Origin of the sequence: Pseudomonas sp. 2VD (assembly GCF_005503585.1) — a bacterium.
GTDB lineage: Bacteria > Pseudomonadota > Gammaproteobacteria > Pseudomonadales > Pseudomonadaceae > Pseudomonas > Pseudomonas aeruginosa.
This window is the reverse complement of the sequence record NZ_SCND01000195.1, coordinates 1-11,290: the sequence shown is the minus strand read 5'-3', so window position 1 is coordinate 11,290 and position 11,290 is coordinate 1. Positions and strand designations below refer to the sequence as shown.

At 60.0% G+C, this 11,290-nt stretch carries 13 protein-coding genes; all 13 read left to right on the top strand.

Annotated elements, in window-relative coordinates:
- Positions 1 to 803, top strand: an 803-nt coding sequence (locus FFS27_RS20070; RefSeq protein ID WP_137952169.1) for a DNA adenine methylase, incomplete at its 5' end; no start/stop codon positions are given.
- A 20-nt stretch (positions 804 to 823) separates the two neighbouring features.
- Positions 824 to 1,093: an ICE element conjugation transcription factor TprA gene (gene tprA / locus FFS27_RS20065; RefSeq protein ID WP_003117035.1), complete on the top strand. Its 270-nt coding sequence runs from the start codon at positions 824 to 826 to the stop codon at positions 1,091 to 1,093.
- On the top strand, positions 1,090 to 2,826 hold the full coding sequence (locus FFS27_RS20060) for a ParB family protein (protein ID WP_023464346.1): 1,737 nt from the start codon (positions 1,090 to 1,092) through the stop codon (positions 2,824 to 2,826). The genes tprA and FFS27_RS20060 overlap by 4 nt, the downstream gene beginning before the upstream one ends.
- Before the next feature lie 27 nt (positions 2,827 to 2,853).
- Positions 2,854 to 3,621: a DUF2857 domain-containing protein gene (locus FFS27_RS20055; protein ID WP_016851602.1), complete on the top strand. Its 768-nt coding sequence runs from the start codon at positions 2,854 to 2,856 to the stop codon at positions 3,619 to 3,621.
- Entirely contained in the window at positions 3,618 to 4,922 is a 1,305-nt protein-coding gene (locus FFS27_RS20050; protein WP_023101569.1) for an STY4528 family pathogenicity island replication protein, read from the top strand. The genes FFS27_RS20055 and FFS27_RS20050 overlap by 4 nt, the downstream gene beginning before the upstream one ends.
- On the top strand, positions 4,919 to 5,545 hold the full coding sequence (locus tag FFS27_RS33650) for a hypothetical protein (RefSeq protein WP_256659563.1): 627 nt from the start codon (positions 4,919 to 4,921) through the stop codon (positions 5,543 to 5,545). The genes FFS27_RS20050 and FFS27_RS33650 overlap by 4 nt, the downstream gene beginning before the upstream one ends.
- Positions 5,546 to 5,701: 156 nt before the next feature.
- Positions 5,702 to 6,430: a PFL_4669 family integrating conjugative element protein gene (locus FFS27_RS20040; RefSeq protein WP_016851605.1), complete on the top strand. Its 729-nt coding sequence runs from the start codon at positions 5,702 to 5,704 to the stop codon at positions 6,428 to 6,430.
- Positions 6,431 to 6,435: 5 nt separating this feature from the next.
- Positions 6,436 to 6,984 (top strand): DUF3158 family protein, encoded by a 549-nt coding sequence (locus tag FFS27_RS20035; RefSeq protein ID WP_016851606.1) that lies wholly within the window; start codon positions 6,436 to 6,438, stop codon positions 6,982 to 6,984.
- Positions 6,985 to 7,031: 47 nt separating this feature from the next.
- Positions 7,032 to 7,862, top strand: coding sequence for a Rha family transcriptional regulator (locus FFS27_RS20030; protein ID WP_012076855.1), 831 nt, complete (start codon positions 7,032 to 7,034; stop codon positions 7,860 to 7,862).
- Between the two features lie 29 nt (positions 7,863 to 7,891).
- Positions 7,892 to 8,350 (top strand): single-stranded DNA-binding protein, encoded by a 459-nt coding sequence (locus FFS27_RS20025; RefSeq protein ID WP_016851607.1) that lies wholly within the window; start codon positions 7,892 to 7,894, stop codon positions 8,348 to 8,350.
- 105 nt (positions 8,351 to 8,455) lie between these two features.
- A complete protein-coding gene (locus FFS27_RS20020) occupies positions 8,456 to 8,650 on the top strand; it encodes a hypothetical protein (protein WP_016851608.1) in 195 nt (64 codons plus the stop codon).
- Positions 8,651 to 8,864: 214 nt separating this feature from the next.
- A complete protein-coding gene (gene crpP, locus FFS27_RS20015) occupies positions 8,865 to 9,062 on the top strand; it encodes an ICE-associated protein CrpP (RefSeq protein WP_071533909.1) in 198 nt (65 codons plus the stop codon).
- Positions 9,063 to 9,177: 115 nt separating this feature from the next.
- Positions 9,178 to 11,097 (top strand): type I DNA topoisomerase, encoded by a 1,920-nt coding sequence (gene topA, locus FFS27_RS20010; protein WP_023101571.1) that lies wholly within the window; start codon positions 9,178 to 9,180, stop codon positions 11,095 to 11,097.
- Positions 11,098 to 11,290: the final 193 nt, after the last annotated feature.

Below are 11,290 nucleotides of genomic sequence, written 5' to 3'. Positions count from 1 at the left end.
ACACTTACGTCGAGCCCTTCGGCGGCGCAGCCTCCGTCCTGCTCCGGAAAGCCCGCAGCTACGCCGAGATCTATAACGACCTCGACGGGGACGTGGTGAACCTGTTCCGAGTCGCGCGGGATCACGGTGAGGAACTGCGCCAGGCCCTGGCGCTTACCCCGTTTGCCCGGGAAGAGTTCGAAGCCAGCTACGCGGAAACGTCCGATCCGCTCGAGCGCGCGCGGCGGATGGTTATCCGAAGCTTGCAAGGTTTCGGTACCGCAGCTGCGTCCGGCGAACGTACAGGGTTCCGCTCAACCTCGACCAGATCCGGTACCGGACCTGCACTGGACTGGCGCAACTACCCCGACACGCTGACCGCGATAACAGAACGCCTGCAGGGCGTGGTGATTGAGAACCGCGACGCCCTCGCGCTGATGGAGTATCACGACCGGCCGAATACGCTGCACTACGTGGATCCGCCCTATGTCCACTCGACCCGCAGCACGAAGGTGCGCCACAACGCCACCGGCAAGTCGTACCGGTACGAACTGGACGACAACCAGCACAAGGAGTTGGCGGCATTCCTCAAACGGCTGCGCGGCATGGTGGTGCTCTCCGGATATCCCTGCCCCCTCTACGACGAGCTCTACAGCACCTGGCACAGAGTCGACCGCCACGCCTATGCAGACGGCTCCAGAGAGCGAATCGAATGCCTCTGGCTCAACAGCGCAGCGCTTGAGGGGTTGGCACAACTGGATTTCTTCCAGGCCAGTAATGCGTCTCCATCGCCCTCATTCCAGACCACGGCCGCTCATTACTGAGCGATCTGCAGGAGAACAACATGAAGAACGTTACTTCGATCGACCGCAAACACGCAGAAGACAAGTTTGTTGTACGCATGCCGCAAGGGCTCCGCGATCAACTCAAGCAAAAAGCCGCGGATAACCACCGCTCGGCCAACAGCGAGATCGTCTACCGGCTGGAGCGCAGCAACGCGCTCGAAGAAGAACTCGCTCGAGCGAACCGAATGGTCGACGAGCTCTTCGCCAAGAACCAGCGTCTGCAGGCAGAGCTGGCTGCGGCGAACACGCCTCAGGTGGCGGAGGCATGAGTATGGCCAAGATCAACCCGCAAGATCTGAAAGACCGGCTACTTGCCCCTGGTTTCACCGCGCCGCCCGTTCTTGAGCAGTTGTCGGACCCGATCAGCGACACCCCCATGGTGCTGACACTCGACCAGGTCCTCCCCTGGCACGATAACCCCCGGACCACTCGAAACCCGAAATACGATGAGCTGAAAGAATCGATCCGGCATCGAGGTCTCGATACGCCGCCACCAGTAACTCGACGCCCTGGCGAAGACAAATACCGCATTCGCAACGGCGGAAACACTCGCCTGGAAATTCTCAACGAGCTCTACAAAGAGACCGGCGACGAGCGTTACTTCCGTTTCAACTGCCTGTTCAGGCCCTGGGACAAGCAGCGCGGCGAAATCATCGCGCTGACCGGTCACTTGGCCGAAAACGATTTGAAGGGTGACCTCAAGTTCATTGAGCGAGCTATCGGAGTAAAAAAAGCGAAAGTCCTTTATGAGCAGGAAAGCGGCGGTGAAAACATTTCCCAGCGTGAGCTGGCACGTCGGCTAAAAGCGGATGGCTACCCAGTATCTCAGTCCCACATAAGCAAAATGCTGGATACCGTTGAGGTCCTGCTTCCAGCCATTCCAAGCATGCTGTACTCGGGCCTGGGAGTTGATCGTGTCTCTCGCATTCTCTCACTACGAAAGGCTTCCCTGGGCTGCTGGAAACGCCTTTACTCCGGCGAGGGTATCGACTTCGAGATGCTGTTCCAGGACACCCTGGCGATCTTCGACAGTAGCCCTGACGAGTTCATTTTCGAGCGTTTCCAGGACGAACTCATCGACCAGATGAAGCGTCCCTTGGGCCTTCGCTATGATCAAATCCTGCTCGAGATCACCAACGGCCAGCAGGAGCAGCGCCGCGGCACTCTGGTCGACCTGCCCGCACCTGCCGCACCACCTGGAATCCCAGCCGTAGGGCAGGAAAATCCTGCTGCGTCGACTACTGGACAAGCACAATCACAGAGCCCCGCTGCCGGCCTCCAAACGTCCAAGACCAATAGCCTCCCGGGTAATCCCTCTACCCCGCCAACTCCGCCACTACCTGTACAACAGCAGCAACTGACCGACGAGGAGCGTGCTGAACTCTTGGCAGGTCATATCGTGAGCCCGGTATCCACCAAGATTCAGCAGACTCGCCAACGGCTGGCCGCTCTCGAGGGTGAACATCTACCTGTCTTCGAGGAAACAGCTCTGCAGGCAATCCCGGTGCAAGTCGGCGGCCTGCACCCGATCACCGACCTCTGGTACATCGAGCGGTCGATCGACACCCCCGAAATCCTGCGACAGCACATCGCTGACTTGGTGGAAGAAATTGCCGTTATCGTCGGCGCCCCCGGAACGATCGAGAGGATTCAAGGTGGTGTGGGCTACTCGTACCGGGAGCCAGCAGAAGATTGCGAACTTTCTGAGGCAGCCCTGCACCTGATCACCTTGTTTCAGTCTCTCAGTGGCCAGGTCCAGGTAATCCTGGACAAGGTCGACTCGCAAACTTGTCGTGATGCTCTGGGTGAATTCCAGTTCTCAGCTGGCCTCGCTCAGTTGCTGCTGGGCCAACCCACCACAGGCGATCAGCCATCCAGCCAGGCAGGCCGTCTTAATGACGAAGCCCTGGTGAAACTGTTCCGGATCATTCGTCTTGCCCGGCGCCTGGTTGACCTTGAGCTGCCGCCGGCCACCTCCGAGCAAGCAGCTACCGACCAGTGATTTCGCACGATTTGGGGAGGGATCGACATGTCGAAGTCGTTGATCAATGAAGCGGTCCTGACGCAGGTGATCAACCACCTGCGCAATGGGCAGTTCAAACGCTGCGCCGAAATGGGCCTGAAGCCAGAAATTCTGGCTCAGCTACAACAGCCGTTCGTCGTGAGTCTCCTGACGAATACCCCGGTGTCTTGGGTCGAGGTGAGGGTGAACACCGACGTCATGGAAAAAATCCTGGCCACCGCAGAGCGCTCTCAGCAAGAGGAGCTGCAAATTGAGCGTGCTCTCAAACTCGGGGCTACCACCACGATGATTCAGAGCTTCTTCGGTCTGTCGCCGGAAGACACTGCGATCAAGCGGCTGATCATGGAGATACACCCCCGACGGGGCCGCTGGCGTCAGCTCGACGGAACACTGGAACACCAGATCTGGTATCGCTGGGATCACTTGATGCAGGAGAACCAGGTCAGCCTGGACGATAGCTTGGCGCTTCTCGACATCGCCATGATCTTGACCGAGGAAATCAACGCAGGCACCGATCAGGATAGCCCGGAGTTCATAAGCCTCGCCGTTGTCTGGTGGCTCATTCAGAGCTGGTTGAAAGACGGACTCTATTCGTCTGACAAATCGGGTCAGGCCCAAGCAAGTCATCCCAGGTCTCCGACGACTCTTTATCTGGCCAGCATCAGCTCACACCTGCCCCACTCTGCCCCTTCCGCAACAACGCAGGTGAACGCTGAGACAGAAAGTCAACAACAACTGAACCTGGTTCAGTCGGAAGGCGACACAGCACCATGAGGCTGTCGCGCTTTCCCATCTCGACTCTGCTGGATTCGGCCTCGGGACATCTCGAGGCCCATTTGTATAAGAAGCGGCTTGCTGCCGAGAGCGGCGAACCGCTGGCTCAACAGTATTCCGGCATCATTTTCAGCGGCAACCCGCATGAGACCGTTCCTCGGCGCCTGCTGCTGGATAAACGCCTCACCCCGCTGGAGCGGAACTGCTGGCAAGTGTTCCGCTTGCTCATCAACGACGACGGGCTGACCGCGTTCCCGACATACGAGCAACTGCGCCCTTATCTCGGCATGCAGCCGGGCAAGATCGCCTCGCGCGAAACCATAGCCAAGGCACTCACGGTTCTTCGATTGACACGCTGGCTCAGCCTCGGCCGACGCCTGCGCAACGACCTCAACGGGCAAGTACAGGGCAACGTCTACATCCTCCACGACGAACCGGTATCCCCGGCAGAAGCCCTGGAGCTGGACCCCGACTACATGCAGTTGCTGAGCCAATCCACCGACCACGGCAACCGAGCCATACGCGAAGTAGGACAGGTCACCTGGAGGGAATTCAGGGACGATCCGGACGTTGGTCGGCGCCTGCCTTCCCACCTGGAGAAGCTTGAGGGGCGCTTGAACCATCAGCAGTGGGCTCTCGATAGTCAGCTCGAAGCGGATCCAGCGGCAGAGTTCGGCATCCGAACTCTGCCCGATTTACCTCATTCCACCCCGAGTTCGGATGCCGAACTCAGTGAAATCAGCGGCAAGCGATGCGCTCTACCGCTGAGTTCGGATGCCGAACCCAGACAGAATCCGCCGAGTACACCCTTGGTTCGGATGCCGAACTCATATAGTACGTATACATACAAACAAGATTCTGTATGTAAAAAGCCAGTACAACCGCGAGCACGCGAGGACGCACATCCGAACTGGCAGGATCTCCTGAACGGACTGGAGGCCGAGCAACGGATCCAAGCCGTAAGCGCGCTCCGACGGGTGTCCGAGGAGCTGCGTCGTCCGGTCATCGAGCAGTGGCGGCACCGATGTGCGGGAGGAAGTGTCGGTAACCCCTTCGGCTACCTCATGACGCTCATCCAGCGTGCAGTCCAGGGCAAGTTCAACGCCTCTTGGGCTCCGGAAGAAATAGCGGAACGCCCCTGTCGTGCTCCGGCACCACCAAGCCCCACAACGCCTACACAGCCTCAGATTCAGCCAAAGGGAGACACCCGGACAGGGAGCGAGGTCCTCAGCCGGCTCAAGGACCTCATTCGGCCCAGGCACGGATCGAGCGTGCCATCCGAACGGGGTGACGAGCCATGAAAAACTCACTGTCGAGCATGTTGGTTTTCCCTCGGGGCGGAGCCGACGGTGAGCTGGGTGATTCGGCCCGAATCACTCTGCCAAGGATCGACCTCGTCGCCGACGGCGAACGGGGTGTTGCGGCCCGCATCACTTCGCCAGGTCCTGGCCTCGGCGCCGCCAGCAAGCTGGGTGATTCGGCCCGAATCACTCTGCCAAGAATCGACCTCGGCGCCGACGGTGAGCTGGGTGATTCGGCCCGAATCACTCTGCCAAGAATCGACCTCGGCGCCGACGGTGAGCTGGGTGATTCGGCCCGAATCACTCTGCCAAGGATCGACCTCGTCGCCGACGGCGAACGGGGTGTTGCGGCCCGCATCACTTCGCCAGGTCCTGGCCTCGGCGCCGAGGGCTATCAACTTCTCCCACTCAAGAGGAACCGAAAGATGTGTGACTCGATCTTGTATGCCCCCATGGACGAGCTCGAATTCGAGCGGCTGCTAGGGCTGGCAACCCTATTCAACGACAACGATGAATGGCCTATCGACTTTACGGAGCTGCAGGAACTGAGCGAGCTGCTCGGCAAACTCAAAAGTTGCGTCGACGTAGCGATAGACAACGCCCCTGAGGCGGCCAAGAGCTGAAGGAGGCCAACCTCCATGAGCCGCAGGCGGGATGATGATGAACCCGCACTGCCAGCGGAAATACCCCAGCGGCGAACCATGTATTTCCTACTGCGCGCTCCTACCACGATCAGCACGATGTGGCCGAACCCCTTCCCTATATAGGAACACTGCACCATGGCTGAAACCCATCGGCTTCAGATCGGCTCTCTCCGCAGCGATGTCAAACTGACGCTTCACACCTATCACGCCGCCCGCATCTGGACAGGCCGGCAGAAGTCGGATGCCAAGCACAGCATCCTCGGCCTCTCCGGCTTCTGTGCATACGTGAATCGCATGCACCGCGGGGCAGCACAGGACGATCCGTACTCCGACTGGTGGCTGGTTCAGATCGAAGAGAAAGTCGAGAGCTGCCAAGCCGCGCTCAAGGCCATCGACCAGCGCCTGGATGACGTAATGGCCAAGCTGCCAGCGACCCTCGATATCTCCGAGAACTTGTCCGTCACACCGGTCAAGGTCCCGTTGTTCATCTCCAACCCTCTCGGCTTCAAGGCGGTCTATCTCCTGACCAACTACGACGAACTCGCCCGCCGAATCCTGCTGGCCCAGCACGTCGGACTGGTCGGTCGCCGCGACATGGAGGTCTGGCTCGACGAAGGTGCGTCGGTGCTGCGCAGCCTCTTTGGTCTGGCTCAGAGCTACCAGTTCACGGGCGCCACTCGCGACGACTTCGCCGCGAACAACGCTCGCGCCGAAGCCGCGCGGAAGATGTACGAGAAGTTCGGCGAGATCCCGCAGGACATCCTGGAGGGTACCCGACGCTCGAACTTCGCTCCGCCGATCACTCGGGGCCGCTCTGACGGTGATGCCGATGATGACGCTGACCGTGTCGAGCTCGAGGACTGATCGGAATGCGGCAGCTCGATAAGGACCAGCAAGGCGCTCTGCAACAAAGTGCCTTCCGCCCACTGCAACAAACTGCCTTCCAGGCGCTGCAACACAGTGCCTCACTAAAAGGCCTTTTAAAGCCTTTTAAAGGTAAGGGGGAGCTGGCCCAGTTGGCGGAGCAATGCGAAGTCCTGGAGCAGGGATTGCTTGAGCTTGCCCAGGGACTGCTGGCCCAGGTTCGTCGCCCGCCCTTCACTCTTCTGCCCACCCGACTCATCGAGCAGCGCACATCCGCACGCACCACCTTTCTTCGCTGGCAGCACATTGCAACCCGGCGGATGGGCGTCGGGGTGTGGGCGGAAATGCTGCGCCAGGACAAGACCCCGGAATACCTGCTGCAAGACCTCTACGAGATGGAGCTGCAGCGCATCACCCTCAACATGCAGATCAGCCTGATCCACTCCATCGGCAAGCAGGCCGCCGAGTGTGCGGAAAAGATGGGCCAGGCCGAGGCCGAGTTCATGGGCCGACTGCAGCAGAGTCAGACCCGCCCTGGTTCCGTGGGCATGTAGCTGTACCGCTCTACCTTCGACGAAACGATCACCAACGGAGAGACAACATGAGCAACATCAGCAGCAAGACCGTTTCCAACACCAAAGCCCAGCCCTCCACCGAGGTCAGCGTCGAGATCATCGGCGGCAAGCCCACCACGACCAGCCTCGACGTCGCCAAGCATTTTCGGAAGAGGCACGACAACGTGTTACGGGATATCAAAAACTTGGAATGTCCCGAGGATTTTGCACTCCTCAATTTTGAGGAGTGTTCCCGCACGGGAGCGAACAACAGGCCAGAGCCATACGTGCGCATGACTCGCGACGGCTTCACCCTTCTCTGCATGGGGTTCACTGGCAAGGAAGCTATGCACTGGAAGGTCGCTTACATCAACGCCTTCAACAAGATGGAACAGGCGATCATCGAGCAACCCGAGATCCTCAGCCACAACCACCTGCTCCAGTTCGCTATCAAGACCCTCGACCTGATGCGCGACCACACCCTCGGCGAGCCGGCCCGACCCAGGACAGAACAGGTCGTATGCAACTACCTGGCCGTCGAGTCCTTGGACGCGGCGAATCCCGAGCAGATCAAGCAGGCCCTGAACTTCCTCCAGGGGCAGATCATCGGTGAAGGTGTGGCCGCCAAGTCCTTGCCCAGCGTGGCCGGCTCCTCCATCGCCAAGGACCTGCTCTACGGCTTGCTGCGCTCCGCTCATGACGCGGAGCTGCTGTTCAACTCCCTTTACGACAGCGGCGTCGAAAAGCTGGCCAGCGAAGTGTTCAAGGAGCACATGGCCAACACCTTGGCTGCAACGTCTCGGCAAACCCGTGAACTGCTCGGGTACGTGGCCAGCCGCGCCACTCGCTCCCCCTTCAAACCACGCTCCACCCACTAACCCCCGACTCAACCGACTGGAGATTCATCATGGCTACCCCCGTCTTCTGGGAAGGCAACATCGGCTCGGCGCCGGAGCACCGCAGCTTCCCCAACGGCAACAATCCCCCGCGGCAGTTGCTGCGTCTCAACGTGATGTTCGACAACTCGATTCCCGATGGCCAGGGTGGCTACAAGGATCGCGGCGGCTTCTGGTGCAGCGTCGAGTGGTGGCATCAGGATGCCCAGCGTTTCGCCGAACTGTTCGCGAAAGGTATGCGCGTCAAGGTCGAAGGCCGGGCGATCATGGACCGCTGGCCGGACAAAGAGTCTGGCGAAGAAGTACAGGCGCTGAAGGTCGAAGCCTCGCGCATTTCCATCCTTCCGCATCGCCTGGCCGAGGTCACCCTGTTGCCGTCGACCAATGGCCAGGCGACCCAGCATCAGCAGACTCGGCAAGTCTCGCAGCAGGACTACGACAGCGCCTTCGACGACGACATCCCCATGTAGCAGGCGGCTTAATTTTTGTCCGCCCATTCGTGAAGCTGCGGGTGGCAAGCACTACTCGTCGCCGCCCGCAGCCTCTACAAAGACTCGCCCGACAGGAAATCCACCATGAACAGGAAAGATGACCAAGCAGGTTCACATTGCCCATTTCGGGATCGCGATGAGCCGTTGACCAGGCAGCCCCTCAGCGCCGGCGAGATTTCAGTTCTGGAGTGCATGGCGCTTATGGAGGAAGAAGATCGCGCGGCCTTCATCCGAATGGCTCAGGGCATTGCCGAAGCGACGGTGAAACGCCGGTCTTAATTTTCCGCGCCCACTCGTGAAGTTGCAGGTGGCTAGAACCATTCTTCGCCGCCCGCAGCCTCGACAAGCATGCCAGCGACTGGAGCAACCGCAATGAACAGCTTTGCCGGCAAAATGCTGTTAAACCAGCATCCTTAATTTTGGCCGCCCGTTCGCGAAGTCTCTGGTGGCAAGAACTTCCGATTCGGAAATCTCGACCAGTACGAGGTGCAGTGTGTCAAAGAAAGCGACCCATACCGACAAGCTGGACAGGCGACATTACAACGATCCCCACCGGACTGTACGGGCTCTTGGCGCTGAGGCCGCGCGGAAAGGGCTACGGGTGTTCGACTGCCCTTACAGTCATCCTGCGATGCGGGCGTCCTGGTTGAAAGGGTTTGCCCAGGAGCAGCAACAACAGCTCGACTTCTGATCGATCCCGCTCTACAGCACCTCCCGAAAACTGCAACAACGCACCGTTCATTTCTCATTGTTGGCCCGCTCTCTGACCGCGACAGTTCGACCGACTGTTCCGAGAGATTCCGCCGATGCACCTCGTAATCATTGAAGCCCCGGGCAAGCTGAAAAAGCTGCGGTCCCTTCTCCCCTCCATTCGTCCCGACGTGACCTGGCAGGTCGAAGCGACTGCCGGTCATATCAGAGACCTACCCGTTCACGGCCAGGATCCGCAGATGCTCACCGTCGGCGTAGGCCAGGATTTCAAACCCCACTACCAGATCCTTTCGGGCAAGGAAAAGACCGTCGCACGGCTGAAGGAGCTGCGGCAGAAAGCCGTGGAAGTCTACGTCGCATCCGACCCGGATCGGGAAGGCGAAAGCATCGGCTGGCACATCCTCCAGGCTGCCGGGATCAAGAACTACAAGCGCGTTGCCTTCAAGGAAATCACCAAGTCGTGCATCAGCGCCGAGCTCAGCTCACCACGCCGTCTGGACCTCCCGAAGGTCGCCTCGCAGGAATGCCGTCGCGTCATCGATCGCCTGGTGGGGTATCTGGTCACGCCAGAGCTGCGGCGTGTGATGGGTAGGCCAACCACCGCCGGGCGCGTGCAGTCCGTCGCCGTGTACCTGGTGGTCCTGCGAGAGCGGGAGATTCGCGCCTTCACAGCAATCAAGCATTTCGGGGTGGAACTGGCCTTCGTTTCGCCCAGCGACGGCCGTACCTGGAAGGCGGAGTGGGATCCAGTGCCCACGTTTGCCAGCAAGGAGTTCCCGTATGTCCAGGATCGTCAACTCGCAGAACTGGTGGGGGCTATACGCAATGTGATCGTCGAGACCTGCATTGATGGCGAAGAAACCGATACGCCTCCGGCGCCGTTCATCTCCTCTTCGCTCCAGATGGCCGCCGGGAATGCGCTGAAGTGGTCACCCGACAAGACGATGAAGATCGCCCAGCGGCTGTATGAACAGGGGCTCATCACCTACCACCGGACGGACAACCCCAATATTTCGAAGGACTCCATGTCGGATATCCGTGCTGTCGCCAAGGCATTGGGGCTGAAGTGTGTTGAGCAACAGCGGATGTTCAAGGCTGACCAGGACGCCCAAGAGGGCCACCCCGCCATCACCCCCACCGATTGGACGGCCGCTACCGCTGGTGAAACTGCTGATGAGCAGGCCCTGTACCAGCTCATTCGAGTTCGTGCGCTTGCCAGCCAGATCGAAGCTGCCGTGTACGCAGTGAGAACCATCACCCTCCTGGGCGTCGGCCCCGACAAGAAGCCGCTGCGCTTCGGCGCCAAAGGGAAGCTGTTGAACGTGCCTGGCTGGAGAAAACTGCTGCAAGGCGATGACGCCGAGGAGCAGAAGAACGAAACGCCCTCAAACCCCATCCCGGAGCTGGAGCCAGGCCAGATCCTCAAGGTCTACAGCGGCGAGGTCCTGGAGAAGAAAACCTCCCCTCCCAAGCGCTTCACCGATGCCAGCCTGGTGGGCGAGATGAAGCGCCGCGGGATTGGCCGGCCATCCTCCTACGCCTCGATCGTGAAGAACATCATCGACAAGGGCCAGGTGCAGATGAAGGGCCGAAGCCTGATCCCCGGCGAGCTGGGCGAGGCCACCATCGCGCTCCTGGAGCACAACTTCAGCTTCCTCAGCCTCGACTTTACCCGCAACCTGGAGGTCGCCCTGGACCGGATCGCTAACAGCGAGGACACCTACATGAACGTGGTCCAGCAGTTCTACCAGCTCCTGCAGTCGGAGCTGCAGACGCTGCGCGCGCACCCCAGCGCACAGGGCGACCCGCGAGCAAGCTCTACCGCCAGCGCTCCCACGGCGCCGGCCAGTGACTTCCTCTGCGGCAAGTGCGGTCTGCCCCTGGTCCACCGCAAGAAAGCTGGCAAGGGCGGCTTCGACTTCTGGGGCTGCAGCGGCTATCGCACCACCGGCTGCAAAGTCGGCTATCCCACCAGGAACGGCCAACCTGACTTCGACAACCCGCGCGGGCTATAGGTAGTATTCGCGGCGCCACGGATACTCCGGAAAAAGAGCAGGCAACATGTGTTGCCTGTGTCGTTTTCAGGCAATTTCTCTAGGGAAACTCTGAAAAAGACTTTCTGATTTGGCAAAATACCGCGACCCCACCCACCGAGTTTCCCGATGAAGCAGATGACCTTCGCCGACGCCGAGTACGCTGGCAAGCGCA

What these genes read in the sequence shown, in the direction of transcription:
- FFS27_RS20040 (WP_016851605.1), top strand. Translation starts at nt 5,702, where the DNA reads ATGGCTGAAACCCATCGGCTTCAGATCGGCTCTCTCCGCAGCGATGTC.
- FFS27_RS20060 (WP_023464346.1), top strand. Translation starts at nt 1,090, where the DNA reads ATGAGTATGGCCAAGATCAACCCGCAAGATCTGAAAGACCGGCTACTT.
- FFS27_RS20035 (WP_016851606.1), top strand. Translation starts at nt 6,436, where the DNA reads ATGCGGCAGCTCGATAAGGACCAGCAAGGCGCTCTGCAACAAAGTGCC.
- FFS27_RS20020 (WP_016851608.1), top strand. Translation starts at nt 8,456, where the DNA reads ATGAACAGGAAAGATGACCAAGCAGGTTCACATTGCCCATTTCGGGAT.
- FFS27_RS20055 (WP_016851602.1), top strand. Translation starts at nt 2,854, where the DNA reads ATGTCGAAGTCGTTGATCAATGAAGCGGTCCTGACGCAGGTGATCAAC.
- FFS27_RS20050 (WP_023101569.1), top strand. Translation starts at nt 3,618, where the DNA reads ATGAGGCTGTCGCGCTTTCCCATCTCGACTCTGCTGGATTCGGCCTCG.
- topA (WP_023101571.1), top strand. Translation starts at nt 9,178, where the DNA reads ATGCACCTCGTAATCATTGAAGCCCCGGGCAAGCTGAAAAAGCTGCGG.
- FFS27_RS20025 (WP_016851607.1), top strand. Translation starts at nt 7,892, where the DNA reads ATGGCTACCCCCGTCTTCTGGGAAGGCAACATCGGCTCGGCGCCGGAG.
- tprA (WP_003117035.1), top strand. Translation starts at nt 824, where the DNA reads ATGAAGAACGTTACTTCGATCGACCGCAAACACGCAGAAGACAAGTTT.
- FFS27_RS33650 (WP_256659563.1), top strand. Translation starts at nt 4,919, where the DNA reads ATGAAAAACTCACTGTCGAGCATGTTGGTTTTCCCTCGGGGCGGAGCC.
- FFS27_RS20030 (WP_012076855.1), top strand. Translation starts at nt 7,032, where the DNA reads ATGAGCAACATCAGCAGCAAGACCGTTTCCAACACCAAAGCCCAGCCC.